This is a genomic window from Candidatus Thiodubiliella endoseptemdiera, assembly GCF_964212635.1.
GTDB lineage: Bacteria > Pseudomonadota > Gammaproteobacteria > PS1 > Pseudothioglobaceae > Thiodubiliella > Thiodubiliella endoseptemdiera.
This window is the reverse complement of sequence record NZ_OZ156463.1, coordinates 493,094-518,803: the sequence shown is the minus strand read 5'-3', so window position 1 is coordinate 518,803 and position 25,710 is coordinate 493,094. Positions and strand designations below refer to the sequence as shown.

The window sequence follows — 25,710 nt, the reverse complement described above, 5'->3', positions numbered from 1 at the left end:
ATAAATTGTTGCGAATGTTAATGATAACGAGTATCATTCAGGATTTATTTTTATACAATTGAAAAATCCTTATGAATATACTTTCAAATCAAAAAAAAGGCAGTACTTGCGAGATAAGCAGTATTAATTTGCCATATTCAAAAAAAATTAGACTATTGGGGATTGGTGTTAATACTGGGTTGATGGTGTCTGTGTTGAGAAATAGGGGTGGGGATATGGTATTGGCGTTGGGGAATGCACGAGTAAGTGTGGGGCGGACGATTGCTAATTCAGTTAAAGTGAGGGCGTTATGAAATTTGATAAAGTTGCATTAATTGGCAATCCGAATTGCGGGAAGACGACGCTTTTTAATCTGCTAACGAGGACGAAACAACGCACGGGGAATTGGCCAGGGGTAACGGTTGATCGTAAAGAAGGCGAGTTTTCTGTGAATGGCAAGACTTACGGGGTTATGGATTTACCGGGGGTATATTCGATTAATGAAGATGCGTCGATTGATGAGCAAATTGCACGGGATTTTGCGTTGAATAATGCGGATTATTTGTATTTTAATATTGTTGATGCGTCAACGCTGGAACGCGGGCTGTATTTGACGACACAACTCAGAGAGGCGGGGATTAATACCGTTGTTTTGCTGAATATGATGGACATTGTACGAAAGCGTGGGATGGAAATTGATGTTGAGGCGTTAAAAGTAGCAATAGGGTGTGAGGTGATTCCGATTTCGTTGAAAGAGACGGTGGATTTTGTGCAGTTATCTGAGGCGATTGATGGATTTGAGGCGACTTCGGCGTTGGCAATTGATTATCCGAATGAGATTGAAACAGTGGATGATGAAGAGCAGGCTGCTTTATTGAAGGCAGAGAGTCGATTTAAGCACGCACATGAGATTGTTAATCGTGTGATTTGCCACGATATAAATTTGAAAAAAACTGTTTCTGATAGGGTGGACAAGCTTGTTTTGGGCTCTTTAACGGGTGTGCCAATATTCTTACTAGTGATGTATTTTTTATTTTTGATGAGTATTAATTTTGGCGGTGCATTGATTGATTTCTTTGATATAGCGACAGGTGTGATTTTTGTTGATGGCGTTAGGTATTTGATGGAAAGTGTTGGTATTCCTGAGTTCTTGATGGTGTTGATTGCTGATGGCGTAGGTGGCGGCATTCAGGTGGTGGCAACTTTTGTGCCAATTATTTTTGCCTTGTATTTATTTTTGACTTTGCTAGAAGAGACTGGTTATATGGCAAGGGCAGCGTTTGTAATGGACCAATTTATGCGTAAAATCGGCTTGTCTGGTAAGGCATTTATCCCATTGATTGTTGGGTTTGGTTGCAATGTGCCAGGAATTATGGCAGCAAGAACGCTGGATACTCATCGTGAGCGAGTAACCACTGTGCTGATGTCACCGTTTATGTCGTGTGGGGCGAGATTGGCTGTGTATGCGTTATTTGCGGCAGCATTTTTCCCAGTAGGTGGGCAAAATATTGTGTTTGCTTTGTATTTGATTGGGATTATATTTGCGATTTTTACAGGTTTGATTTTAAAGCGTGCATTTAAGAGTGATGACACCAGTGATTTTTTAATGGAAATGCCTAATTATCAATTACCTTCTTTGAGAAATTTATTAACCAACACTTGGAACAAATTAAAAGGCTTTGTTTTGGGTGCGGGCAAGGTAATTATCATCGTGGTGGCAATTATCAATGTGGTTAATAGTATCGGCATAGATGGCAGTTTTGGCAATCAAGATTCAAAAAAATCATTGTTAAGTAAAGTCGCGCAGGTGGTTACACCCGTTTTTAAGCCAATGGGAATTGAAGAAAATAATTGGCCAGCAACGGTGGGTATCGTTACGGGTATTCTTGCTAAAGAAGTTGTGGTCGGTACACTGGATTCTCTGTATTCAAACATTGATGCAGAAACAGGTGCCAACAAAGAAAAAGCACTTGAATACAATCTTGCCTATGGATTAATGGAGGCAGCAGCAACCATTCCTGTTAATTTAAAGGATACCTTGCAAAATCTATCTGACCCATTAGGGCTTGGCGTTCTAGATGATACTAATTCGCAAACATCAGCCGCACAAACACAAGAAGTATCAACCGATACATTCGGTGCAATGGTGTCGCGTTTTGATGGAAAAATCGGTGCTTTCGCCTATTTATTATTTATCTTACTTTACTTTCCTTGCGTTGCTGCATTCGGTGCAATGATTCGAGAAATTGGTAAAAATTGGGCAATCGTTGGTGCACTATGGGCAACTGGATTGGCGTATTTTTCAGCCACAACCTTCTATCAAGTTGCCACTTTCACACAACATCCAATGTACTCATTATTTTGGATAGGCATATCTATTGCTATTTTAGTAGCCTCTATTTTGATGCTAGTGAATACAGGTAGAAAAGCCAGTGACAAGATTATTCCGGTTATCACCGAGTCGAGTTGTAGACATTGTAAATAATCAATTAAGGAGAGACCTTTGCATAAATATGAATAATCATCAAAACGCCATCTTTCATCAAATTACAAACTTTTTAAAAACATCCTTAGCCCTGCTAGGAGTGGATTTAAAAAATTTTCAATTTAATAGAGACCTTTGCATAAATATGAATAATCATCAAAACGCCATCTTTCATCAAATTACAAACTTTTTAAAAACACCCTTAGCCCTGCTAGGAGTGGATTTAAAAAATTTCCAATTTAATAAAATCTGTCATTTTGCTAATCATCCCTATTTATGCAAAGGTCTCTAATAAAATCTGTCATTTTGCTAATCATCCCTATTTATGCAAAGGTCTCAAGGAGAAAAAAATATGTCAAATTTACCAAGTTTTATCATGGGGTTCAGAGAAGGATTAGAGGGCTTCCTTTTAATTGCGATTGTTTTGCAATATGTTATTAAGATTGGCAAGGGTCATTTTAGAAATAGTATTGTTCAAGGCGGCGTTGCAGGCGTTGTTTTGTCGATTGTTTTAGGCTTGCTATTAAGCCGCTTTGCTGAGTATTTGGGTGGCGTGTCAAGTATGACAAAACTGTGGGAAAGTGGGGCAAGTTTTATTGCCTTGTTGTTAGTTGCGGTGTTTATTGTGTGGATGATTCGTCACGGTACAAATATGGCACAACATATGAAAGAGAAAGTGGGTAGCAGTATTTCTGCAGTTGCTTTATTTTGGGTTGCATTTATTATTGCCCGCGAAGGCACGGAAATCGCAATATTTTCATTCGCAGGAAAATACCCTTTTGATGTTGTTATTATGGGCGTAGTATCGGCATTCGTCATTGCGGCACTTGTTTTTTATTCTTTGAGACCTTTGCATAAATATGAATAATCATCAAAACGCCATCTTTCATCAAATTACAAACTTTTTAAAAACACCCTTAGCCCTGCTAGGAGTGGATTTAAAAAATTTCCAATTTAATAAAATCTGTCATTTTGCTAATCATTCCTATTTATGCAAAGGTCTCTCTTTAATCAAAGTCAATTTATCGGTTTTATTTAAAGTCACTTTGGCGTATTTGATTTTGCAAGCGGGTTTCTTATTGGGTTACTCGCTATATGAGGGTTTTTCAGCATTAAAAGGCTACGGCATGATTGACCAAATCATTTTGTATTTAATAAGGCTTACAACCTCGCAGGTACTATTTTGAGCCACAAAGATGGTATCTTTGGTATTCCATTACATGTCTTATTTGGTTGGTATTCTAAACCAGAATGGGTGCAATTTATGATGCAATATGTCTTTACTGTTGGGATGTTTACTTACTGGCGTTCGTATAATACCAATAAGTAATGGTTGAAAAAGTTGTTATTAGTTTTTTATGTATTTATAATAGTGTTCAATGACTAATTTACCCATCAAAAATACGAGTATCAAGCAAAAAGTATCTATTAGAGACCTTTGCATAAATATGAATAATCATCAAAACGCCATCTTTCATCAAATTACAAACTTTTTAAAAACACCCTTAGCCCTGCTAGGAGTGGATTTAAAAAATTTCCAATTTAATAAAATCTGTCATTTTGCTAATCATCCCTATTTATGCAAAGGTCTCTATTATAAAAATGCCTTGGCATGGCTTGTATCTCAATAATAAAATTCAATGAAAAGCCCATTATTAATTATACAAGGTATATCAGCGGCAGCTATAAGTGCTGGTATTAAGCAAGCGCAAAATTCACAAGCCAATAGCAATCCAAGCGACAGCAAAAAATTGGATTTGTCAGTGATTCAATTAGCAAAAGGCTCGTGCACAGCGGCGGTGTTTACCCAAAATGTATTTTGTGCTGCCCCCGTATTGGTAGCAAAAAATCACCTTAATTCTGCCGTGCGTGCCTTGGTGATTAATAGTGGCAATGCCAATGCAGGCACTGGAGTTGCAAGTGGCACACCGGGATTAGAAAACGCCCATTTCGTTTGTGAATTGGTGGCAAAAGCGTTGCATATTAACACCGAGCAAGTGCTGCCATTCTCAACTGGCGTGATTGGACAGCCTTTGCCAATGGCGTGTTTTGAAGACAATATTACCCCGCTTTCGACCCAGTTGGCAAATACAAATTTACCCCAAGTAGCACAAGCAATTTTAACCACAGATTCGGTAGAAAAAACGGCTTCAGCACAATTCAAAGTGGCGGGTAAAACTGTGAGTATTACAGGTATTGCCAAAGGTTCAGGAATGATTCGCCCCGATATGGCGACAATGTTAAGTTTTATTTTTACTGATATAAAAGCCACCCAATCTGAATTACAATCCTGCTTAACCACGGCAACCAATCAATCGTTTAATCGAATTACGGTGGACGGCGACACCTCAACCAATGATGCCTGCACACTCAGCGCAACTGGTATTTCTGGCGTTAATATGAGTGATTGTGTGGCAGAATTTCAGCAAGCATTAAACAAAGTAACTCTGTCACTGGCACATCAAATTATCAAAGACGGAGAAGGAGCAACTAAGTTTGTGGAAATCTGCGTTAAAGGCGGCGTACATAATGCAGATTGTTTAGAAGTGGCTTACACAGTAGCCCATTCGCCTTTGGTCAAAACTGCACTATTCGCCTCTGATGCAAATTGGGGGCGGATTTTGGCAGCAGTAGGGCGGGCGAATATTGCCCATTTACAAGCCGACGAAGTCAGTATTTATTTGGGCGATGTCTGCCTAATTAAAAAAGGCGAATTAGCAACGGATTATAGTGAATCTGCTGGCACGCAAGCCATGCAAAAAAGCAAGATTGTGATTACAATTGAGATTGGCAATCACGATACTTTAGAGCGTGTGTGGACGACTGATTTATCACACGATTATATTAAAATTAACGCAGAATACCGCACATGAATACTTACCGCTTATTAATCTCTTGTCCTGATGCCCATGGTTTGGTGGCAAAGGTGAGTCAATTTATTTTTGAACAAAAAGGCAATATCAAAGAAGCACACCATCATCTTGACACACAAAACCAACGCTTTTTTATGCGTATTGAAATTAAAAACACAGCAACGAGCTCCCTAACCGAATTTAAACAAGCATTCAATACGTTAGCCAAACAATATCAAATGAATTGGCAAATAAACGATGCCAAAACACTAAAACGCATCTTAATTATGGGCTCCAATGCCTCACATTGCGTGGCAGATCTATTACACCGCAATCACGAAAATGAATTGGCGGGCGAAATTATTGGCGTGCTATCTAATCATAACAAGTTACAAAAAATTGCCAGTTGGTATGAAGTGGATTTTAAAAAAGTTGCTATCAATGCCGATACAAAAGCAGCCGATATGGCAAAAATGATGAGCACCGTTGATACATTCAAACCCGATGTTATTGTATTGGCTCGTTATATGCAAATTATTCCCAAAGCAATGTGTGATAAATATCAGGGCAGAATTATTAACATTCATCACTCTTTCCTACCCTCATTTGCAGGGGCAAGTCCTTACAAGCGTGCCTGTGAACGCGGGGTGAAATTGATTGGGGCAACTTGTCATTATGTAACCAGTGAACTGGACGAAGGCCCTATTATTGAGCAAGATGTGTTGCGTGTAGATCACAGTGATAACGCCAAAGAAATGCAAAAAATGGGGCAAGATATTGAAAAAATCACCCTAGCAAAAGGTTTACAGTATCATCTTGAAGACCGTGTACTGACTTGCAACAATAAAACCGTTGTTTTTGCTTAATATTTTTTTAGACAATAAAAAAATAGTCATAATGACCGCCTTTTTAAAGCTTAGGCTGCTATCAAAGGAGCAACAAGAACCCAATCACAACACAACCCTTTGACCTAAAACTAAAAAATCCAACACACAGCCTCTTTTCCACCTTGACAAGGTTCGACCTTGTCAAGGGTAATTGGTGGGGTGGGTATGTTGGTAGTTGATGTTGGTGAGAGTATCGGCGGCTTTCATTTTGTCGGTTGATGTCGTTGTATAGGGAGAAAGGTCGAATTTTCCTTGTGGTTTAGTTCTGGGTTTGGTGGGAATATAGAATATACATTCCTACTTACAGCGTGGGAATGAGAAGGTGAATAGGTTGGTGTAGAGACAAAGTGGGCAAGGCTTGGTTCTTTGGCGGAGGGCAGCCATTAACCATTGTTAATTTGATATTGAGACCTTTGCATAAATATGAATAATCATCAAAACGCCATCTTTCATCAAATTACAAACTTTTTAAAAACACCCTTAGCTCTGCTAGGAGTGGATTTAAAAAATTTCCAATTTAATAAAATCTGTCATTTTGCTAATCATCCCTATTTATGCAAAGGTCTCATATTAACTTTTATTTATTGCTTGAAATAATGGGCTAAATATTTATCAAAACTCATATTATCTGTTTGCTCTATCTCTCGTTGTTGTTGGCAAGATTTTTTGGCTTGCTGGTCTAAATACGCAAAATGCGCTTGATCAATTTCCTGTGCAAGAAAATCCTTCTGATGTTGTTTTGCCAGAGTATTGCTATAATCGAAAAATCCCTGATTTTTGGCTTTCATTTGCTGCAAAATAATTGCTGATGGTGTTAAATTAGTGTTTTTAATGCGTTTGCTAATTTCTTTGACTGCTTTTTGATATTTTGTGCCTAATAACTCAGCACACAGTAAGATTTTATGTAATGTTGTTTTGCCCAAATCTTGCAACAAAATACTCTGCTTTTGGTGCATTAATAACAAGTTTGGTTGCCGTCCTTTATGTGCAACTAATTGATCGTTGCTGTCAATTTCAAACTGCTCGCAACTGGCAATAATTGGTGAGTCTTCTAGTAGGCAAAATAACAGGAATGCCTCTAAAAACAGCACCTGCACTGTATCAATACCTAACGCTAAGTTTGGATTAATATCTAATGAACGCAATTCAATATAATGAATGCCATTCTCATCTAACGCATCTAATGGTTTTTTACCTGATACCATTTCTGGCTTGGGACGCACGGATGCATAATATTCATTTTCAATTTGTAGAATATTGGCGTTTAATTGTTGATATTTTCCTTGGTGTTGCACTCCAAGCTGCTCATATTTATGACATGCTGTTTGCATGCCTGCTTTTAGGCTGTGAATATAATGCCCTAAAGAATTATAATTTGCCTTTACTCCCGCTTCATCCTCACGCAAATTTTGATAGCCGATATCACCCATCCGTAGCGAAGTTGCGTGTGGTTCATATAAAGTAGAGTCGTTAAATTCAACTAAAGAATGCTGATGATAGCCCTTCAGAAAAGACTTACAAACTGCACTTGAGGCACCAAATAAATAGGGTATTAGCCAGCCGTAACGCACCACATTGCGTGTGAGAGCCATGTAACTTTGATCGGTAAAACCCCTTAGTGTTTTATTTGGTGTTTTGAGTAAATAATACTGTTTGAAAAAATCCGCTGAAAAAGAATAATTAAAATGAATTCCTGCAATAGTTTGCATCACGCTACCATAGCGATTAGCAAGTCCACGCCGATAAATGGTTTTCATTATTCCTTGATTGCTACTACCGTATTGAGCGATAGGGATATGTGTTTCTCCCCGAATCACGCATGGCATACTGGTTGTCCAGAAACTTTGGTCTTTAGGTAGATGATGATACAAATACTGTTGTGTTTTTGACAAAAATTCTAGCATTTCCTCGGCATTATGCACAGGTGGGGTAACCAATTCAACCAATGATTCAGAGAAGTCGGTGGTGATGTTTGGGTGTGTAAGTGGACAGCCTAGGGCTTTTGGGTGGGAGGCTTGGGAGATTCCGCCTTTTCTTGAAACTCGTAATCCTTCTTTTTCCAAACCCATTAGATTGCCTTTTAATAGGGTACTGTGGGGTTTTAGTTGTTGAATTTTTTCCGTTAAGTTCAAAATAAAATAAAATGTTAAAATGGTGCTATTTTACAGGAGGCGAACCTATGAAAACAATCAGGGCAGTTGTCGGCGTTTTACGCAAAAAAAACAATGAAATACTGATTGCACAACGCAGGAAATCACAGTTTATGGGTGGTTTTTGGGAGTTACCAGGAGGCAAAATTGAAGCGGGAGAAACACCAGAGCAAGCATTGAGCAGGGAACTTAATGAAGAACTTGGCGTTCGAGTTGAGCGTTTAAATTTACATCAAACGATGGTGTATAGTTATGCAGATAGGGTAGTTGAATTGAGCATTTATAATGTCAATCAATATCAAAATACACCATTGGGGATTGAGGGGCAAGCGATTGCTTGGGTTAAAGTCGCTGATTTGAATAACTATCAACTATTACCAACTATGAGGGCGTTTATTAACTCAATTACGCTGCCTAATAAATATTGGATAACACCGTCAAATAATCATCAAAGTGATGAATGGATGGGGAAATTTAAGCAAAAACTCAAACAAGATATTCACCTCATCCAACTTAGAAGCAAAAATAGACTAGATAGCAACTTCATCACTGAACTTTACAACCAATGCCAACAAAATAACATCAAATTACTACTAAATACCACCAACAAATCATTTAACGAAACCTGTGATGGCTGGCATCTCACCAGTGCCGAAATATCCAAATTAAACAAACGACCTTGTGCAAAAAACAAACTACTGGGTGCATCCACACACAATCTAACCGAAGCCCTCAAAGCCCAAAAAGTAGGTGCAGATTTTGTCGTCATCTCCCCTATTCAAGCCACTCAAACTCACCCCAACACTATTCCTATTGGCTGGAACGCCGCCAAAGAAGTCGTCGATAAACTCAACATCCCCGTGTATTTATTGGGTGGTATGGCTGAAAAAGATTTAGCTAAAACCTTGCAACTCGGCGCTCAAGGTATTGCAGGGGTTAGTGCCTTTTAATAAATCAACTCTTTTTTACTCTGCTCTAGAAAGTGTCATGACATCGCAACACTCAACCTCTGTATTTTTTAAAATAACACTTGCAAGTTCGTTAAGAGTTGAGCCAGTAGTAATAATATCGTCAACCAATAGGACTTTTTTATAGGACATTGGTTTAACGGCAAAAGCACCTTTAATTTCCGCACGGCGTTGTTCGGGGTTAAGTTCAAATAGAGGCTGGGTTGCCTTGATGCGTTGGGTGCTGTGAATGTCGATGGTTACAGATGTTTTTTGTTTGATTTTGCGTAGCAGTTCTAGGGCTTGGTTAAAACCCCGTTCTTTGATGCGTTGTTTGCTGAGGGGCATGGGGATAATAGCGTCGTAGTGGGGAAGGGTTTGATATAAATCGTAGAATTGGTGGGCGAAGTAGTCGCCGATGCAAAATTGTTGGTTGTATTTAAAATCTTTAATAAGTTGGGCGATTGAACCTTGGTAATCGTACAGGGTGTAAGTGCGGTTAAAAGCAGGGGAATGACTTAGACATTGTCCGCAAAAATTAAGGTGTCTAGTGATAGGATACCCACAGGATTGGCAGCGTTGAGGGCTGTTAGTAAAATCTTGTGCACAAGTATCACAAACGCAGAATTTTGCTTGTTCTAAGCAAAGAACGCAAGTTTGTTTTGGGATTAATCTCTGGTAAATACCCATATTGTATCATCAGAGAGTTCAGGTTTAAATTGATAGCCTTCGCTATCGAATGCCTTTAAGGACTCGGGATTAGTTAAACGGTTTTTAATCATATAATTAACCATCAAACCACGGGCGCGTTTAGCATAGATGCCAATGATTTTGTACTGGTCATTTTTGCGTTCTTTGAAGGCAATATTGATGATTTTGGCGTTGAGCGATTTTTTATCAATGCCTTTAAAGTATTCATTTGAGGCTAGGTTAATAATAACTTCGGATTCATCTTCATTTAGGATTTTTGAGATTTTATCACCCCAAAATTCGTATAAGTTTTTGCCCTTTGGATTGACTAATCGGGTGCCCATTTCTAGGCGGTATGGGGCAATTAAATCTAAGGGGCGAACTACGCCGTATAAGCCTGATAACATCCGCAATGCGTCTTGCGCGAAAGTCAAATCTTCGGTGTCTAAATTGGGGGCGTCGATGCCAGTATAAACATCGCCTTTAAAGGCTAAAAGCGCTTGTTTTGCGTTGGCAAGGGTAAGGGGCGTTTTAAAAATTTGAAAGCGTTCAAAATTTAAAATGGCTAATTTCTCACTAATGGACATTAATTCGCCAATGTCATCCTGGGTTTTGGATTTTAGAATTCTTATTAAGGCTTCAGATTCTTTGATTTGGCGAGTTTGTGTATAGGTAGTGAGATCGACGGGATTAAAGTCTTGAGTTTTTGACGGGGAAATGACAGCTAGCATTGACAGCGTGAATTAAGTAACAAAATAGTATATAAAATATTCTACCTGAATTTAATATTAAATACGAATAGATACTTGCTTAACAAAACATCTTTTGACAAGGTCGAACCTTGTCATAATTGCATTTCGGGCAACCACAAGGGTCGCCCCTACGGATTTATTGTTGTGAGGGGTGTGCATGGGTTAGAGGGTGTTAGCAAAAGTTAGGCTGACACCAAAGGTGGTGTGGGTGTGGGGGTTTATTGTTTGTAGTTTGTTGTTGAAATTGGTGTGTTTTTGGCTGTCCATAATGGTTCTCCTGTGAGTTGTTAAAAGTTAGAATGCTTTAGTAGCAAGGTTGCTAAGTACCGCAAAAGTTTTGCGATGGATGTTAAAAGTTTTGGGATGGATGGCAAAAAATTTGGGATGGATGTTAAAAGTTTTGCGATGGATGTTAAAAGTTTTGGGATGGTTGGCAAAAGTATTGCAAAGGGTGGCAAAATTTTTGCGGTGGTTGTTAAGGGTATTGCGATGGGTGGTGGTTTTGTTGTTGTGTGGGGTGTTAATTCTATTTCTTAAAGAGATAGGGTTAATTCTTTTGGATGTATCGTAGGGGCGACCCTTATGATCGCCCGAACCCAAGGCGATTTGGGTGGGGTGGGGTGAATTTTGTTGATTATTCCTATTTATGCAAGGGTCTGACATTATAATTAGGGCATTTTTTTGATTAACCTTTAACTATGAAAACACCTTTATTACATTTACCGAAAGCGCACGGGCTTTATAATCCAAATAATGAGAAAGAGAATTGTGGCGTTGGTTTTATTGCGCATATTAAGGGGGATTCGTCGCATAGTATTACGGCGGATGCGTTGGAGATGTTGGCGAGGATGGATCATCGTGGGGGGTGTGGTTGTGAGGTGAATACGGGGGATGGTGCGGGGATTTTGACGGATATTCCGCAGGGGTTTTTTATTCGTGAGATTGAATCTCTTTTTAAAGTAACGGTTGTGAAGGGGGGGTATGCGGTGGGGAATGTGTTTTTGCCGCAGGATGATGAGCAGCGGGTTCATTGTATGGATTTGGTTGAAAAGGCGGTGGCTGAGCAGGGGCAGACGCTGATTGGATGGCGGGATACGCCGATTGATGCGGATAAGGCGAATGTGGGTCGGATTGCTCGGGAGTCGCAGCCTGTGATTAAGCAACTTATTGTTGCTAAGGCTGAGGGGATTGATACGGTGGCTTTTGAGCGGGCATTGTTTGTGATTAGGAAGCATACTTCGAATGTGATTAGGACGGATGAAAGTTTGTCTCAGGGGGTGTTGTTTTATGTTTGTAGTTTGTCGGCTAGTGTGATTGTTTATAAGGGGATGTTGATGGGGTCGCAGGTGTTGGATTTTTATACTGACTTGTCGCATCCTGAGTATTCGACTTACTTGGCGATGGTGCATTCGCGTTTTTCTACTAATACTTTTCCGTCTTGGGATAGGGCGCAGCCGTGTCGTTATATGTCGCATAATGGGGAGATTAATACGAGGCAGGGGAATTTTAATTGGATGCATGCTAGGGAAGGGGGGCTGGAGAGTGATTTGTTTAAAGGTGATGATTTAGCCAAAACTTTGCCTGTGATTGAGACGGAGGTTTCTGATTCGGGGAGTTTTGATAATGTGTTGGAATTTTTGATGATGAACGGTCGCACGCTGCAAGAGGCGGTGTTGATGATGGTACCAGAGGCTTGGCAGAATGATGCGAATATGAGTGATGAGAAAAAGGCGTTTTACGAGTATTTTTCTAATGTGATGGAGCCGTGGGATGGGCCGGCTTCTATTGCTTTTACTGATGGGCGTTATATTGGTGCTGTACTGGATCGGAATGGGTTGCGTCCTTCTCGTTATTATATTACCCATGATGAACGGGTGATTATGGCGAGTGAAGTGGGTGTGGTTGATGTGGCGACTGATAATGTTAAAACTAAGGGTAGGTTGCGTCCTGGTAAGATGTTTTTGGTGGATTTTGATAAGGGTGAGTTGTTAGAGGATGAGAGTATTAAAGCGGCTTTTGCTAAGAAGAATCCTTATCAGCAGTGGTTGGATGAGCAGCAGATTCATTTGTCAGAATTGCATTGTGATGAAGAGGCGCATGGTTTTTATCCTGAGACCTTAATTCATCGGCTGAAGGTGTTTGGATATAGTACGGAAACTTTGCAATTTATGTTGTTGCCATTGGTGACAGAATTGCGTGATCCGGTTGGTTCGATGGGTAATGACTCGGCTTTGGCGTGTTTGTCGAATCAATCACGCATTATTTATGATTATTTTAAGCAATTGTTTGCACAGGTTACTAATCCTGCGATTGATTCTATTCGTGAAGAGATTGTGATGTCGTTGCGTTGTTCTATCGGCCCTGAGGGCAATCTTTTGAATGATGTGGCTGAAAATGCACATCGTCTTGTGATTGAGCATCCGATTTTAACCAATGAGGAGACGGCTGCACTTCGGCATTGTAATCATCTGGGGTGGACGGCAAAAACGATTGATATTACTTATGCTAAAGATTCGGGTCAAAAAATCAGTGCTTTGCTGGATGATATTTGCCAGCAAGGTTCACAGGCTATTAAAGCGGGGCATAGTTTAATTGTCTTGTCAGACCGTAATGCGGGTGAAAATCAAATTGCTATTTCCAGTTTGTTGGCATCCAGTGCTTTGCATCGGTATCTTGTGGATAGGTCTGAACGCACGCAGGTGGGTATTATTGTTGAAACGGGGGAGGCTAGAGAAGTGCATCATTTTTGTTTGATGACGGGTTTTGGTGCGGATGCGATTAACCCTTATTTGGCCTTTGAGGCGTTATGGCAAGCGCGTAGGGATGATATTATTGAGATAGAAAGTGATGCGGAAATCGTTGCTGCTTACCGTAAAGGGGTTGGTAAAGGGATGCTTAAAGTGATGGCTAAAATGGGTATTTCTACTTTGGAATCTTATAAAGGTGCACAAATTTTTGAGGCTGTGGGTTTGGCGCAAGAAGTGATGGAAAAATGCTTTTTTGGCACTGCATCTCGTATTGATGGTGTGGGCTTTGACATCTTGCAAGATGAAACTGAAAGCCGCCATCAAAATGCTTACAACAGCGAAACACTGGATAATTTAGGGCAATATCATTGGCGTAGCGGTGGGGAAAAACATATGTGGGATCCCATTGCAATTTCTAATTTACAATTGGCATCTCGTAATAACGACGAATCGGCGTATTGGAAATTTGCCAACCATGCCAATGAAGAAGGCACACGAAACTCGACTTTGCGTGGCTTAATGTCATTCAAAAAAGGCAATCCGATTGATATTGACAAGGTCGAACCTTGTCAAGAAATTGTTAAACGCTTTGCCACGGGGGCAATGAGTTTTGGTTCTATTTCGGCTGAATCGCATGAATCGTTAGCTATTGCTATGAATCGCTTAGGTGGTAAATCTAATACGGGTGAAGGGGGTGAAGATAGTAAGCGTTGGACGCCTGATGCGAATGGCGATTCTCGTAGGAGTGCGATTAAGCAAGTGGCTTCTGGTCGTTTTGGGGTGACTATTGATTATCTCAACAATGCTGATGAAATTCAAATTAAAGTTTCACAAGGTGCAAAACCTGGGGAAGGCGGTGAATTACCGGGTGCAAAAGTTGACGAAGGTATTGCTAAAATCAGACACTCAACGCCGGGTGTGGGCTTAATCTCGCCACCACCGCACCACGATATTTACTCTATTGAAGATTTATCGCAACTTATCTTTGATCTCAAACGCTCAAATCCAGCCGCACGAATTAGTGTGAAACTCGTTGCTGAAATTGGCGTTGGCACGATTGCTGCTGGTGTAACTAAGGCAAAATCTGACCATATTGTTATCGCTGGTCATGATGGTGGAACGGGTGCATCGCCGCTTACTTCTATTAAGCACGCTGGGCTGCCGTGGGAACTTGGTTTGGCTGAAACTCATCAAACACTGGTGATGAATGATTTGCGTTCTCGTGTCGTTATTCAAACGGATGGACAACTAAAAACTGGAAGAGATGTTGCTATTGGCGTGCTACTCGGTGCTGAAGAATTTGGCTTTTCCACTGCACCTCTCATTACTATGGGCTGTATTATGATGCGTAAATGTCATCTTAACACCTGCCCAGTCGGTATTGCTACGCAAGACAAAGCATTGCGTAAGAAATTTACGGGTAAACCCGAATATGTAGTGAATTATCTATTTATGGTTGCTCAAGAATTGCGTCTTATTATGGCTGAATTGGGCTTTAAAACCGTCAATGAAATGATTGGCAGGGTGGATATGCTGGAAATGAACCGAGCCATCGACCACTGGAAGCAAAGTTCTATCAACCTTGATGCTCTACTCACCCCCGCACAAAAACCCCACGATAATACTGGCACATACCAAACCAAAACCCAAGACCATCAACTAGCGTGTCAACTGGACAACACGCTTATTGAACAGGCAAAATCTGCAATCACAGGCAATGATAAAGTTAAATTGAGTGCCAAAATTACCAATATTGACCGTGCTGTCGGTGCAATGCTGTCTTCCCATGTGGTTAAAACCCGTGGTAGCAATAATCTAAATGATGGTTCAATTCACATCAACTTCACTGGCTCCGCTGGACAATCTCTTGGTGCATTCCTCGCTCAAGGTATTACTCTTGAAGTAGAAGGTGATGCCAATGACTATGTCGGCAAAGGCTTATCAGGTGGTCGAGTAATCGTTTACCCGCCAAAAAATGCTTCATTCAACGCCGAAGACGAAATCATTGCTGGCAATGTTTGTGGCTACGGTGCAACAGGCGGTGAAATGTATCTATCAGGTATCGTGTCAGAACGCTTCTGTGTGCGTAATTCTGGTGCAATCGCTGTTGTAGAAGGTATCGGCGACCACGGTTGTGAATATATGACTGGCGGAAAAGCCATTATTTTAGGCGAAGTCGGTCGTAACTTTGCCGCTGGTATGTCAGGTGGCATCGCCTTTGTTTACAACCCAAATAACACTTTTAACAGTATGCTCTCTGCAGGTGCTATGGTCGATTTAGACCCGTTTGATGAGAGCAGTGAAAAAGAGTTGAAACACTATATTCAAACTCATTATGACTTGACGGGCTCACAGATTGCTAAGCGTATTTTGGATGACTGGATAAACGCACTAAATGATTTTGTCCTTGTGATTCCTACTGAATACAAACATGCACTTGAAGATATGTAATTTGTAAAGTAGAGGCATTTATTAGTAACCTATTGATAAAACTTTATCTCCATATATATCTACAAATTCTTTCACTGGTGACCATATATCAATATATCCAGTCTTTTGTTCAAAAATCTTACCATGATTTTTTTCTGCAATATTCATCATTTGTTGTAAATTATTATAAATATTAATACTAGGATCGGATAGTTTTTTTTCTATATCACCTTTTGTAATATAATAATTTCCACTTTCTCTTAGTTCTAAAAAAGCATTTAATATTTTAGAATTAATGTTTTCTTGTTTTTCTGGTTTAGCCCAAAGCTTTAATTTTCTGCTTATTTTTTTTATTTCATTCAATTCATTTTGCCTTAGTTCATCTTTTTTTACATTTTCTGTCGTTGAAATTTTTTCAATATTTGCTAGAATAGCAAACCCATCAAGTGCCATTGAGTAAATTTCTTCTGTTGATTCTTTTTGAGCAGCCTGAAAAGCAATTTTTTTTAAAATTTCTTGTGCTCTTGTTACTTTAGATTTTATGTTATTCATTATTACCCCTCTTAATAAAAATTATTATTATATAGTATTTATTTACTAAAAAAATACTAAAATTATCTAAATAATATATTTTATAGTAATTATTTATTGCAATAATCAATAAAAATGTACAAAATATGTTATATTATGTACATATTAGTTATAATGAGATTTGCAATGAAAACTATGACATCAACACAAGCAAGACAAGATTTTAGCGCTGTTATCACCAATGCTGAACAAGTACCTGTAACCATATCCAAAAAAAATAAAAATATCGCTGTTATCTTATCCTCCAAAAGATACCAAGAGTTGACAAAACTTGAAGATATTTTGTATGGAAAAGCGGCACAACTTGCTATTAACGAAGGTTTAGCGTCCAAATATGAGGTTGATAATCTACTCAATGATATTGGCTAATGGAAAATCTTAGGCTGACTAAGCAGGCTTTAGGGCAACTTAAGAAACTCAATAAATCCGATAAAAATACCGCAAAAAATATCAAATCGGTTTTACTTTCATTAAACAGTGGCAATATCACTGGGGAAGTATTACAAGGATATTCTAGTTTTTTCAAAATTCGCATTGGGAAATTTCGCCTTATACATACTACAATTGACGGTATATTAATTGTTGCTATCATTGAAAAAAGAGAGACGGTTTACAAAACTTTTAAACATTTAGTGAAAAACTCTGACTTTTTAAACTTATAAAGCTTGGTAATGCCACCCAATAAAAAAGGCACTTAAAGCGCCTTTTTGTGAGAAGACAGAGGTTTGTTTACCCTCCCTTTACCTGTGCCATTACTTCATCTGCAAAGTTCTCCTCTTTCTTTTCGATGCCTTCACCGACTTCGAAACGAATGAATGACTTGATGGTTGCATTATTTGATTTAAGTAATGCAGCTACGGTTGTGTCTGGGTCCTTAACGAATGCTTGACCTTCAAGGGTAACTTCGTTGATGAATTTCTTCATACGACCGCCAATCATTTTTTCAATGATGTTGTCTGGCTTGCCAGATTCTCTGGCTTGTTCTACGAAAATCGCTTTTTCTCTTTCAAGAATATCTGCAGATAATTCATCTTCAGAAACACACTCTGGCTTAGAAGCCGCAATGTGCATGGCGATATCTTTTGCCAAATCTTCATCACCGCCTTCTAATACTGTCAATACTGCAATGCGTTCGCCGTGCTTATATACTCCGATAACGCCATTATCGCCTACAGTGACTGTCTTCACACGGCGGATTGTTACATTTTCGCCTGTGCTTGAAACGATGTCTTCACGCGCTTTCTCTAATGAGTCGCCATTTTCCATCGTTTCTGCTAAGAATGCGTCAATATCAGCAGGGGTAGTTTTAAGTGCTAATGCGCCTAAAGCATCAACGAAACCGATGAAAGTATCACCTTTGGTTACGAAGTCTGTCTCAGAGTTTACTTCTAAGATAGTAGCTGTTTTGCCGTCACCCGTTGTGTTAACTTTTACCAAGCCTTCCGCTGCAATACGACCCGATTTTTTCGCGGCTTTCGCTGCCCCCGAGGTACGCATTAAGTCAATTGCTGCTTCCATATCGCCATTGGTTTCAGCCAACGCCTTTTTGCAGTCCATCATTCCGGCTGCTGTTCTTTCTCTTAATTCTTTAACCATTGATGCTGTAATAGCCATAATAATCTCCTAATTTATCATTGTTCTTTATGCAAGAATTTTTTCAATCATTGCACTTTTAGTGTCGCTCGCATTCACCTTGACGCCTGCTTTGTCAGCATAGTTAGCTAATTCTGCTTTTTTCATTGCAGTCAATGCTGTTTTGCTTAATTTGTCAGTTTTGGCTTCTGCTTTTTCAACAACAGGCTCTTTGGCAGGTGCTTTTTCAGCGGCTGGCTTTTTAGCAGGTGCTGCTTTAGTTTCTTTTGTAGGTGCTACTTTGGAATCAGCAACTTTAACGACTTTCTTGGTTACTTTCTTTTCTGTCTTTTGCGTTGGTGCCGCTGCTTTTGCTTCTAAAACTGCGTTTGCAATTTCTCTTGCATAAAAACCGATTGCTCTAATTGAGTCGTCGTTGCCTGGAATCACATAGTCAATACCTTCTGGATTGTGGTTTGTATCCACGATACCGATAACCGGCAGGCTTAATTTTTGCGCTTCTTTAATGGCGTTTTTTTCGTGACCGATATCGATAACAAAAACGACATCAGGAATGCCTCCTAAGTCTTTAATGCCACCTAGGCTTCGTTCTAATTTTTCCATTTCGCGTGTCATCATTAGCGCTTCTTTTTTACCGAATTGAGTAAAGTTTTCTTCCGCTAAAAATTCCAAGTCTTTTAAACGCTTGATTGAGGCTTTAATAGTTTTGTAGTTTGTCATCATACCGCCTAACCAACGGTGATTAACATATGGCATACCACAACGAATTGCTTCTTCTTTCATGGTGTCGCTTGCTGCACGCTTGGTGCCGACAAACAAGATTGAACCGCCTTGTGCTGCTGTTTTTGATGCAAAATTAAGCACATCATTGAACATTGGTAGTGATTTTTCTAAATTGATGATATGAACACCGTTACGAGTGCCGTAAATATAGCGCTCCATTTTTGGGTGCCAAAATCTACTACGGTGACCAAAATGAACACCGGCTTCTAACATTTTTTTCATGGTTGCTTTTGCCATACTATTTCTCCAGGGGTTACGAAGGGAAACATTTCCCTTCCTTCCACAACTTCTACTAGCCAACTCTTCTTTTCAAAGAGCACCCTGACTAATATGCCAAGTTGTGTGATACATTAAAAATAAATTGGGTGTCCACTGGACACCCAATTCAACTTGTAATTTTTTCTGTTCTAAAACACTAAAAATTATAAAGGCATAATTATACCTGCTTGCTGCCTGAACGGCAAGCAGGAAATAACAACTACTTCGCTAAAGCTAATTCTGCGCGCATTGCGTCGATAGTCGTCTTATAATCATCAGTGCTAAAAATAGCAGAACCTGCTACAAATGTATCGGCACCCGCTGCTGCGACTGCACGAATATTGTCAATTTTGACACCACCATCAATCTCTAAACGAATGTCTTTACCACTCGCATCAATCAATTGTCGCACTTGACGACATTTTTCCAAGGTATGTGGAATGAAAGACTGACCACCGAAACCAGGGTTAACAGACATCAATAAAATCATATCTAACTTGTCCATCACATTTTCTAACACATTGAGTGGTGTCGCTGGATTAAACACCAAGCCTGCTTTACAGCCACTTTCTTTAATCATGCTAAGTGTTCTGTCAATATGCTCAGACGCTTCTGGGTGAAAAGTGATGTAAGAAGCCCCTGCAGACACAAAATCAGGAATAATTCTATCGACTGGCTTAACCATTAAATGCACATCAATCGGTGCGGTAACGCCGTGGTTTCTGAGTGCTTCACACACCAATGGACCAATGGTTAAATTGGGTACATAGTGGTTATCCATTACATCAAAATGCACAATATCTGCACCATCACGCAAAACATTGTCCACTTCTTCGCCCAGTTTGGCAAAGTCTGCAGCCAAAATTGATGGTGCAATAAAATTAGATTGTTTCATTTCTTTCTCCTATTTTGTAAAAGTTATTAAAGGCGTTCCTGTCATTTCTTCGGGTTTTTCAACATCCATCATCAGCAATAGCGTTGGGGCAATATCAGATAATGCCCCTGTGTTAGGTTCGACAACTTCTGCCTTTCGCTGACTCACAAATATAAGTGGCACGGGATTGTTGGTATGTGCAGTATGCACTTCGCCTGTTTTAGGGTTGACCATTTTCTCAGCATTGCCGTGGTCAGCAGTAATCAACATTTCACCATCAATAGAACGCAACGATTGATAAACAATACCCAAACATTTATCCACCGCTTCAACTGCTTTAATCGCTGCATCTAATTTTCCAGAATGCCCGACCATATCGGTATTAGCAAAGTTGCAGATGATTAAATCATATTTTTGGCTCTCAATATTTTCAGCCAACTCATCGGTGAGTTCAAAGGCGCTCATTTCTGGCTTTAAATCGTAAGTTGCTACATCCGGCGATGGGATAAGCACACGGTCTTCGCCATAAAATGGGCGTTCAATACCCCCATTTAAGAAAAAAGTAACATGGGCATATTTTTCCGTTTCGGCAATTCTAAGTTGCGTCATACCTAAATTAGATAGGTATTTACCCAAAACATTATTGAGTTTTGCACTGGGGTAAGCCACGGGCAAATTAAAGTCTTTTTTGTATTCTGTCAAACAAATAAATTGCGTTGGGGTAAAAGTGCCACGGGAAAATCCTTGAAAATTTTCATCGGTAAAGGCTTGAGTAATCTGCCTAGCACGGTCGGCACGGTAATTCATAAAAATCAATACATCACCTTTTTTGATTTTTACTGGTGCTTTGATCACGGTGGACTGGATAAATTCATCTGTTTCACCTCGCTCATAAGCCATTTCAATCGCTTCGATAGCATTTTGTGCCAAAAATTCACCCTTGCCTCTAGCAATGAGTTCGTAAGCACAACGCACGCGTGACCAACGATTGTCCCTGTCCAAAGAGAAATAACGCCCGATAACACTGACAATCTCACCCACACCTATTTCAGTAATTTTGTCTTCTAATTTTTGAATATATTGTTTGGCACTTTTTTGCGCACAATCCCTGCCATCAGCAAAGATATGTAAATAAACCTCTTGACAGTCATATTCTTTTGCCATTACCAACATTGCGTGCATTTGGTCTTCGTGAGAATGCACACCACCATCGGACAACAAACCCATAATATGAACGGCTTTGCTGTTATCATTGGCATATTCTAGCGAATTTTTTAAAATTGGGTTTCTAAAAAAATCACCATTTTTAATGTCGTTACTAATACGCGTAAAATCCTGTTTCACAATCCGCCCAGCACCGAGATTGAGATGCCCCACCTCTGAGTTACCCATTTGCTTACCTGGTAAACCCACTTCCTCACCACTGGTATTAATTAAAGTATGTGCATATTGCTCATTAAACCTATCCCATACAGGCGTTTTCGCTTGGGCAATGGCGTTATTTTCTATCACTTCTGAGTGTCCCCAGCCATCTAAGATAATTAATACTTTGGTTTGTTTTTTGCTGTTCATTATGTGTGAATTATATCAAATTTAGACATTAAATAAAAAGTGAATAACATCACCGTCTTGCATAATGTATTCCTTGCCTTCTGAGCGTAATTTACCCGCTTCTTTTGCACCTTTTTCCCCTTTGCATTCAATAAAATCATCAAATGCAATGGTTTCAGCGCGGATAAAGCCTTTTTCGAAATCACCGTGAATTTTACCTGCCGCTTGTGGCGCACTATCGCCGATACTGATAGTCCAAGCACGCACTTCTTGTACACCTGCGGTAAAGTAAGTTTGTAAACCCAGTAGTTTATAACCTGCTTTAATCAAGCGGTCTAAACCCGATTCTTGTTGCCCCATTTCAGCCAAAAACTCTTGTTTTTCTTCGGCATCTAATTCTGCAATTTCTGCTTCGACATCGGCACAAATGGCAACCACTTGTGCACCTTCAGTATCAGCAAATTTTTGAATATCAGTTAAGTACGGGTTATCACTCATTCCATCTTCGCTAACATTGGCAACATACAATACTGGCTTAATCGTCAATAACTGAAAACCTTTCAATAATTTGATTTCTTCCTCATCAAAATCCAAAGTTCGGACACTGTCGCCATTTTCAAGCACAGGTAAGATTTTTTCCAATAATGCTCTCAATGGGATACCGTCTTTTTGCCCAGATTTGGTGTTTTTAATGGCTTTTTCAAGCAACTTTTCAACTGCGGTTAAATCTGCTAATACCAATTCTGTATTGATAATTTCAATGTCATCAAGTGGGGAAATTTTACCAGCTACATGGATAATATCGTCATTATCAAAGGCACGAACAACATGTACAATCGCATCAGTTTCACGAATATTGGTGAGGAATTGATTGCCCAAGCCTTCCCCTTTTGATGCCCCCTCAACCAAACCAGCAATATCCACAAACTCCATCGTGGTCGGCAATATTTTTTGTGGATTAACGATTACAGCCAGTTGCTCTAGGCGTTTATCATTCATCGGCACAATGCCAACATTCGGTTCAATAGTGCAAAATGGATAATTCGCCGCTTCAATTTCTGCCTGAGTCAACGCATTAAATAAAGTTGATTTGCCGACATTCGGTAAGCCGACGATTCCGCATTTAAATCCCATCTTTTACTCCTGTGTATGTAGTGTTTGCATCGCAGATTCAGTTTCGCCTTGTACAATTTTTTCAATCACTTGTAACGCATCAGTCATCGCATTTTGAATAGATGCTATCTCTACTTTACTTGGCGAATGCAACACAAAATCTGCTACTTGAGATTTATCACCCGGATGACCGATGCCAATTCTCAATCGATAAAAATCTTTACTGCCTAATGCTTTAATTGTATCACGAAGTCCATTATGCCCGCCATGCCCGCCGCCAAATTTAAGTCTAGCAATGCCAGGGTCTAAATCTAATTCATCATGCACGAGCAAAATTTCATCCGCCGTTATTTGATAGAATTTAGCTAGACTTTGAATGGACTGCCCAGAGGCGTTCATATAAGTACTCGGCTTTAATAATCGAATCGTTGCTCCAGCGATATTGACTTGTGCTACCTTGCCAAAGAACTTAGATTCTTTCTTAAAAGATCCTGTATATAAATGTGCAAGCACATCACAGAACCAAAAACCCGCATTGTGGCGATATGTCTGATAGTCCTTGCCCAAGTTTCCCAAGCCAACAATCAGTTTAATCGTCACCGTGATTTACCAAATTAAGAACCTGAATCGCCTTCACCTTTGTCATCACTGCTTTCAGTTGTATCGTCTTCAGTACCTTCTTCGCCTTCAACAACAACTTCTTCAGTCATCAGCTTCGGCTCTTGAACAGCAACCACATTTTGGTCATGTGCTTCAATATCGCCGTGTGTTAGTGCGGTAATGATAACACCTTCTGGCATAGTAATGCCTGTCAAGCTGATGTGTTCGCCCATTTCAAGTTTACTGATATCAACTTCAACAGAGTTCGGTAAGTTTGCCGGTAAGCAAGATACTTCAATCGCAGTAACGAATTGATTAAGAATTGCACCAAGACGCATTGCATCATTGTCATCTTCGCCAATAAAGTGCAATGGAATGTTTGTCACGATTTCCTTGTTCATATCAACACGCAAGAAGTCTACATGGGTAACCAAATTTTTCGCTGGATGGCGTTGCAAGTCTTTAATAATAACGGATTCTATTTTTTTATCAACTGACAAATCCAATACCGATGTATAAACTTCTTCATTCTCTAAAAGATGTGTTATTTCGTGAATGTTTAATGTAACCATTGCTGGCTCTTTCCCCGCACCATAAATAATGGCAGGAACTTCTTCGTTGTGACGCAGGCGGCGGCTCGCACCTTTCCCCTGGTCTTTGCGTGTTGTAGCGTTAATTGTAATACTCATTTTTTTCTCCTTGGCCTCTAAAATTTGATTAGAGATAATAAAAAAACACCCTTGTGTGGATGTTGTCATAATGATATGTTTTGCGACCAAACACATCAAGCAGGCAATTTTACCCGAAAATACAGGGCAAAAGAATGCTATCTGGCTTTAACCCAAAACACTAAGGCAACCACAGCAGAGATACCACTACCAACCCACGAAGTATTGACCGCTAAAATACCCGCAAGAATCACCAAAGCCCCCGCAAAAATAGCCGAAGTTTGCCGATTGACATTGTCTTTTAATTGCCCAACAATCGTTTTCGTTTGCTTATCATAAAGCCCGTTAATATCCTTCATTCTCTCTATTTTTTTCAACGCATTAAATAACAATCCTGGCAATTCAGGGATTTCTTTCAATAATTTGGGTGCTTTTTCTTGTAATTTTTCAAAGGTTTTTTTCATGCTATATTTCTCTTTTACCAAGTCTTCTAAAAAGGGTTTTGCGGTTGCCCACAAATCAAGTTTTGGGTAAAGTTGCCTGCCCAATCCTTCAATGTTTAACAGGGTTTTATCCAATAATAATAATTGCGGTTGCACGGTAATATCAAAGTTTTTTGCTTCAGCCATCAAATCCATCAGCACTTGCCCAAATGAAATTTCATCCAAAGATTTTTCAAACATCGGTGCACAAATCCGCCCAATCGCTCGTTCAAAAGCCTGCACATCTATCTCACCTGTCCAACCTGCATCTACATAAGCCTGTGCCACACCACGATAATCTTGATTAAAAAATGCCAATAACATCGCCACCAAAAAATCCTTATCAGATTCGTCCAGCACACCCATAATGCCAAAATCAACCCCAATATAATTGTCATTTTTACCCACAAAAATATTACCCGGATGCATATCAGCGTGGAAAAAATTGTGTTTAAAAGCTTGGGTAAAGAAAATAATCACACCGTCTTCTGCCAATTTTTTGAGATTAACGCCATCGGCTTTGAGTTTTTCAATATCGCCCACAGGCGTGCCGTAAATGCGTTCGGTGGTCAGTACTTCTTGCGTACATAACGCCCAATGCACTTTGGGCACATAAAGTAAATCTGAACCCGAAAAATTAGCACGCAATTTTTTCGCATTATCGGCTTCAATCAACATATCCAACTCAAGCAAAATAATACTTTCAAACTCCGTCACAATCTCTACTGGACGAATTTTTTCACTAATTGCATAACGACTCACAAATTTTGCCACAATATACATTAATGCAATATCGCGTTTAATAATCGCCTCAATACCTGGTCGTACCACCTTAACCACCACTTCATCGCCATCGTGAGTAACGGCAGTATGCACCTGTGCAATTGACGCACTCGCCAAGGGTTTTGTATCAAATATTTTAAACAATTCATCAATACGCCCACCGAGCGATTGCTCAATCATAGCCTTCGCTTGCTCACTATCAAACGCAGGACAAGCATCTTGTAATTTAGCGAGTTCGTTACCAATATCCTCTGGCAATAAATCACGACGGGTGGACAGGGTTTGCCCAAATTTAATAAAAATCGGACCCAATTCTTCAAGTGCCAAACGAATGCGTTCGCCTCTACTGCGTTTTTTTCTTGGCATATAATGCCACGGGGTTAAATACAACAAGGGTTTAAAGCGTTTTAAAAAAGGCATTGATAGCATCAACGCATCAATTTTATAACGCGTTAACACACGGAAAATTTCAAATGCTCTCAGAAAATTACGCAT

27 protein-coding genes are annotated in these 25,710 nt (G+C 39.7%); 15 read left to right on the top strand and 12 right to left on the bottom strand.

Going from position 1 to position 25,710, the window contains the following annotated elements:
- The first annotated feature begins 71 nt into the window (after window positions 1-71).
- The 10 genes from AB8525_RS02665 to AB8525_RS02620 all read left to right on the top strand — a co-directional run bounded on the left by AB8525_RS02665 (window position 72) and on the right by AB8525_RS02620 (window position 6,800).
- A complete protein-coding gene (locus tag AB8525_RS02665) occupies window positions 72-293 on the top strand; it encodes a ferrous iron transport protein A (protein WP_369178428.1) in 222 nt (73 codons plus the stop codon).
- Complete coding sequence (gene feoB, locus AB8525_RS02660; RefSeq protein ID WP_369178427.1) at window positions 290-2,464, top strand: ferrous iron transport protein B; 2,175 nt, start codon at window positions 290-292, stop codon at window positions 2,462-2,464. The genes AB8525_RS02665 and feoB overlap by 4 nt, the downstream gene beginning before the upstream one ends.
- 28 nt (window positions 2,465-2,492) lie before the next feature.
- Entirely contained in the window at window positions 2,493-2,756 is a 264-nt protein-coding gene (locus AB8525_RS02655; protein ID WP_369178425.1) for a hypothetical protein, read from the top strand.
- Window positions 2,722-2,862, top strand: a complete 141-nt coding sequence (locus AB8525_RS02650; RefSeq protein ID WP_369178423.1) for a hypothetical protein — start codon at window positions 2,722-2,724, stop codon at window positions 2,860-2,862. The genes AB8525_RS02655 and AB8525_RS02650 overlap by 35 nt, the downstream gene beginning before the upstream one ends.
- Window positions 2,817-3,332 carry an FTR1 family protein gene (locus tag AB8525_RS02645; protein WP_369178421.1) on the top strand — a complete coding sequence of 172 codons (516 nt, stop codon included), beginning with the start codon at window positions 2,817-2,819 and terminating at the stop codon, window positions 3,330-3,332. Before AB8525_RS02650 ends, AB8525_RS02645 begins: the two co-directional genes overlap by 46 nt.
- Window positions 3,325-3,651, top strand: coding sequence for a hypothetical protein (locus tag AB8525_RS02640; RefSeq protein ID WP_369178420.1), 327 nt, complete (start codon window positions 3,325-3,327; stop codon window positions 3,649-3,651). Before AB8525_RS02645 ends, AB8525_RS02640 begins: the two co-directional genes overlap by 8 nt.
- A gap of 261 nt (window positions 3,652-3,912) precedes the next feature.
- On the top strand, window positions 3,913-4,095 hold the full coding sequence (locus AB8525_RS02635) for a hypothetical protein (RefSeq protein ID WP_369152405.1): 183 nt from the start codon (window positions 3,913-3,915) through the stop codon (window positions 4,093-4,095).
- A gap of 9 nt (window positions 4,096-4,104) precedes the next feature.
- Window positions 4,105-5,337, top strand: coding sequence for a bifunctional glutamate N-acetyltransferase/amino-acid acetyltransferase ArgJ (gene argJ, locus AB8525_RS02630; RefSeq protein WP_369178419.1), 1,233 nt, complete (start codon window positions 4,105-4,107; stop codon window positions 5,335-5,337).
- Window positions 5,334-6,182, top strand: coding sequence for a formyltetrahydrofolate deformylase (gene purU, locus AB8525_RS02625; RefSeq protein WP_369152403.1), 849 nt, complete (start codon window positions 5,334-5,336; stop codon window positions 6,180-6,182). Before argJ ends, purU begins: the two co-directional genes overlap by 4 nt.
- 444 nt (window positions 6,183-6,626) lie before the next feature.
- Complete coding sequence (locus tag AB8525_RS02620) at window positions 6,627-6,800, top strand: hypothetical protein (protein ID WP_369152401.1); 174 nt, start codon at window positions 6,627-6,629, stop codon at window positions 6,798-6,800.
- On the opposite strand, the gene gshA is transcribed toward AB8525_RS02620, so the two are convergent.
- Window positions 6,785-8,272, bottom strand: a complete 1,488-nt coding sequence (gshA, locus tag AB8525_RS02615; RefSeq protein WP_369178417.1) for a glutamate--cysteine ligase — start codon at window positions 8,270-8,272, stop codon at window positions 6,785-6,787. The genes AB8525_RS02620 and gshA overlap by 16 nt on opposite strands.
- 110 nt (window positions 8,273-8,382) lie before the next feature.
- Between gshA and AB8525_RS02610 the strand changes: the two genes are divergently transcribed.
- The gene (locus AB8525_RS02610; protein WP_369178415.1) at window positions 8,383-9,303 is read left to right on the top strand and encodes a Nudix family hydrolase; all 921 of its coding nucleotides are present in this window, start codon (window positions 8,383-8,385) and stop codon (window positions 9,301-9,303) included.
- A gap of 15 nt (window positions 9,304-9,318) precedes the next feature.
- Here the strand turns inward: AB8525_RS02610 and AB8525_RS02605 are convergent, their stop codons facing one another.
- Both AB8525_RS02605 and yaaA read right to left on the bottom strand, forming a co-directional pair.
- Window positions 9,319-9,990 carry a ComF family protein gene (locus tag AB8525_RS02605; protein ID WP_369178413.1) on the bottom strand — a complete coding sequence of 224 codons (672 nt, stop codon included), beginning with the start codon at window positions 9,988-9,990 and terminating at the stop codon, window positions 9,319-9,321.
- Window positions 9,969-10,721 carry a peroxide stress protein YaaA gene (gene yaaA, locus AB8525_RS02600; protein ID WP_369178411.1) on the bottom strand — a complete coding sequence of 251 codons (753 nt, stop codon included), beginning with the start codon at window positions 10,719-10,721 and terminating at the stop codon, window positions 9,969-9,971. The genes AB8525_RS02605 and yaaA overlap by 22 nt, the downstream gene beginning before the upstream one ends.
- A gap of 363 nt (window positions 10,722-11,084) precedes the next feature.
- Between yaaA and AB8525_RS02595 the strand changes: the two genes are divergently transcribed.
- Together AB8525_RS02595 and gltB are read left to right on the top strand one after the other, a co-directional pair.
- Window positions 11,085-11,279, top strand: a complete 195-nt coding sequence (locus AB8525_RS02595; protein WP_369178409.1) for a hypothetical protein — start codon at window positions 11,085-11,087, stop codon at window positions 11,277-11,279.
- 161 nt (window positions 11,280-11,440) lie between these two features.
- On the top strand, window positions 11,441-15,940 hold the full coding sequence (gltB, locus tag AB8525_RS02590) for a glutamate synthase large subunit (protein WP_369178407.1): 4,500 nt from the start codon (window positions 11,441-11,443) through the stop codon (window positions 15,938-15,940).
- 21 nt (window positions 15,941-15,961) lie between these two features.
- On the opposite strand, the gene AB8525_RS02585 is transcribed toward gltB, so the two are convergent.
- A complete protein-coding gene (locus AB8525_RS02585) occupies window positions 15,962-16,471 on the bottom strand; it encodes a hypothetical protein (protein ID WP_369178405.1) in 510 nt (169 codons plus the stop codon).
- Between the two features lie 165 nt (window positions 16,472-16,636).
- Here AB8525_RS02585 and AB8525_RS02580 point away from each other — a divergent pair, with 165 nt between their 5' ends.
- Both AB8525_RS02580 and AB8525_RS02575 read left to right on the top strand, forming a co-directional pair.
- A complete protein-coding gene (locus AB8525_RS02580) occupies window positions 16,637-16,879 on the top strand; it encodes a type II toxin-antitoxin system prevent-host-death family antitoxin (protein WP_369178403.1) in 243 nt (80 codons plus the stop codon).
- Window positions 16,879-17,172, top strand: coding sequence for a type II toxin-antitoxin system RelE/ParE family toxin (locus AB8525_RS02575; protein ID WP_369152384.1), 294 nt, complete (start codon window positions 16,879-16,881; stop codon window positions 17,170-17,172). Before AB8525_RS02580 ends, AB8525_RS02575 begins: the two co-directional genes overlap by 1 nt.
- A 67-nt stretch (window positions 17,173-17,239) precedes the next feature.
- On the opposite strand, the gene tsf is transcribed toward AB8525_RS02575, so the two are convergent.
- From tsf to ubiB, 8 genes are all read right to left on the bottom strand, one after another.
- A complete protein-coding gene (tsf, locus tag AB8525_RS02570; protein ID WP_369178402.1) occupies window positions 17,240-18,124 on the bottom strand; it encodes a translation elongation factor Ts in 885 nt (294 codons plus the stop codon).
- 27 nt (window positions 18,125-18,151) lie between these two features.
- Window positions 18,152-19,123 (bottom strand): 30S ribosomal protein S2, encoded by a 972-nt coding sequence (gene rpsB / locus AB8525_RS02565; protein WP_369152381.1) that lies wholly within the window; start codon window positions 19,121-19,123, stop codon window positions 18,152-18,154.
- A 241-nt stretch (window positions 19,124-19,364) separates the two neighbouring features.
- Window positions 19,365-20,039: a ribulose-phosphate 3-epimerase gene (gene rpe / locus AB8525_RS02560; RefSeq protein ID WP_369152380.1), complete on the bottom strand. Its 675-nt coding sequence runs from the start codon at window positions 20,037-20,039 to the stop codon at window positions 19,365-19,367.
- A gap of 9 nt (window positions 20,040-20,048) precedes the next feature.
- On the bottom strand, window positions 20,049-21,590 hold the full coding sequence (gene gpmI / locus AB8525_RS02555) for a 2,3-bisphosphoglycerate-independent phosphoglycerate mutase (RefSeq protein WP_369178400.1): 1,542 nt from the start codon (window positions 21,588-21,590) through the stop codon (window positions 20,049-20,051).
- Between the two features lie 21 nt (window positions 21,591-21,611).
- Entirely contained in the window at window positions 21,612-22,703 is a 1,092-nt protein-coding gene (gene ychF, locus AB8525_RS02550; RefSeq protein WP_369152377.1) for a redox-regulated ATPase YchF, read from the bottom strand.
- Between the two features lie 3 nt (window positions 22,704-22,706).
- The gene (gene pth, locus AB8525_RS02545) at window positions 22,707-23,282 is read right to left on the bottom strand and encodes an aminoacyl-tRNA hydrolase (RefSeq protein ID WP_369152376.1); all 576 of its coding nucleotides are present in this window, start codon (window positions 23,280-23,282) and stop codon (window positions 22,707-22,709) included.
- Between the two features lie 14 nt (window positions 23,283-23,296).
- Window positions 23,297-23,971, bottom strand: coding sequence for a 50S ribosomal protein L25/general stress protein Ctc (locus tag AB8525_RS02540; protein ID WP_369152375.1), 675 nt, complete (start codon window positions 23,969-23,971; stop codon window positions 23,297-23,299).
- Window positions 23,972-24,108: 137 nt separating this feature from the next.
- Entirely contained in the window at window positions 24,109-25,710 is a 1,602-nt protein-coding gene (gene ubiB / locus AB8525_RS02535) for a 2-polyprenylphenol 6-hydroxylase (RefSeq protein ID WP_369178398.1), read from the bottom strand.

Excerpts from the sequence above, each read along its gene's own strand:
- gpmI (WP_369178400.1), bottom strand. The coding sequence starts at position 21,590 with ATGAACAGCAAAAAACAAACCAAAGTATTAATTATCTTAGATGGCTGG.
- AB8525_RS02580 (WP_369178403.1), top strand. The coding sequence starts at position 16,637 with ATGAAAACTATGACATCAACACAAGCAAGACAAGATTTTAGCGCTGTT.
- rpe (WP_369152380.1), bottom strand. The coding sequence starts at position 20,039 with ATGAAACAATCTAATTTTATTGCACCATCAATTTTGGCTGCAGACTTT.
- AB8525_RS02635 (WP_369152405.1), top strand. The coding sequence starts at position 3,913 with ATGAATAATCATCAAAACGCCATCTTTCATCAAATTACAAACTTTTTA.
- AB8525_RS02655 (WP_369178425.1), top strand. The coding sequence starts at position 2,493 with ATGAATAATCATCAAAACGCCATCTTTCATCAAATTACAAACTTTTTA.
- AB8525_RS02595 (WP_369178409.1), top strand. The coding sequence starts at position 11,085 with ATGGATGTTAAAAGTTTTGGGATGGATGGCAAAAAATTTGGGATGGAT.
- rpsB (WP_369152381.1), bottom strand. The coding sequence starts at position 19,123 with ATGGCAAAAGCAACCATGAAAAAAATGTTAGAAGCCGGTGTTCATTTT.
- AB8525_RS02640 (WP_369178420.1), top strand. The coding sequence starts at position 3,325 with ATGAATAATCATCAAAACGCCATCTTTCATCAAATTACAAACTTTTTA.
- purU (WP_369152403.1), top strand. The coding sequence starts at position 5,334 with ATGAATACTTACCGCTTATTAATCTCTTGTCCTGATGCCCATGGTTTG.
- gshA (WP_369178417.1), bottom strand. The coding sequence starts at position 8,272 with ATGGGTTTGGAAAAAGAAGGATTACGAGTTTCAAGAAAAGGCGGAATC.
- AB8525_RS02620 (WP_369152401.1), top strand. The coding sequence starts at position 6,627 with ATGAATAATCATCAAAACGCCATCTTTCATCAAATTACAAACTTTTTA.
- AB8525_RS02575 (WP_369152384.1), top strand. The coding sequence starts at position 16,879 with ATGGAAAATCTTAGGCTGACTAAGCAGGCTTTAGGGCAACTTAAGAAA.
- AB8525_RS02610 (WP_369178415.1), top strand. The coding sequence starts at position 8,383 with ATGAAAACAATCAGGGCAGTTGTCGGCGTTTTACGCAAAAAAAACAAT.
- tsf (WP_369178402.1), bottom strand. The coding sequence starts at position 18,124 with ATGGCTATTACAGCATCAATGGTTAAAGAATTAAGAGAAAGAACAGCA.
- AB8525_RS02540 (WP_369152375.1), bottom strand. The coding sequence starts at position 23,971 with ATGAGTATTACAATTAACGCTACAACACGCAAAGACCAGGGGAAAGGT.
- feoB (WP_369178427.1), top strand. The coding sequence starts at position 290 with ATGAAATTTGATAAAGTTGCATTAATTGGCAATCCGAATTGCGGGAAG.
- argJ (WP_369178419.1), top strand. The coding sequence starts at position 4,105 with ATGAAAAGCCCATTATTAATTATACAAGGTATATCAGCGGCAGCTATA.
- gltB (WP_369178407.1), top strand. The coding sequence starts at position 11,441 with ATGAAAACACCTTTATTACATTTACCGAAAGCGCACGGGCTTTATAAT.
- AB8525_RS02665 (WP_369178428.1), top strand. The coding sequence starts at position 72 with ATGAATATACTTTCAAATCAAAAAAAAGGCAGTACTTGCGAGATAAGC.
- AB8525_RS02585 (WP_369178405.1), bottom strand. The coding sequence starts at position 16,471 with ATGAATAACATAAAATCTAAAGTAACAAGAGCACAAGAAATTTTAAAA.
- AB8525_RS02605 (WP_369178413.1), bottom strand. The coding sequence starts at position 9,990 with ATGGGTATTTACCAGAGATTAATCCCAAAACAAACTTGCGTTCTTTGC.
- AB8525_RS02645 (WP_369178421.1), top strand. The coding sequence starts at position 2,817 with ATGTCAAATTTACCAAGTTTTATCATGGGGTTCAGAGAAGGATTAGAG.
- yaaA (WP_369178411.1), bottom strand. The coding sequence starts at position 10,721 with ATGCTAGCTGTCATTTCCCCGTCAAAAACTCAAGACTTTAATCCCGTC.
- ychF (WP_369152377.1), bottom strand. The coding sequence starts at position 22,703 with ATGGGATTTAAATGCGGAATCGTCGGCTTACCGAATGTCGGCAAATCA.
- ubiB (WP_369178398.1), bottom strand. The coding sequence starts at position 25,710 with ATGCGTAATTTTCTGAGAGCATTTGAAATTTTCCGTGTGTTAACGCGT.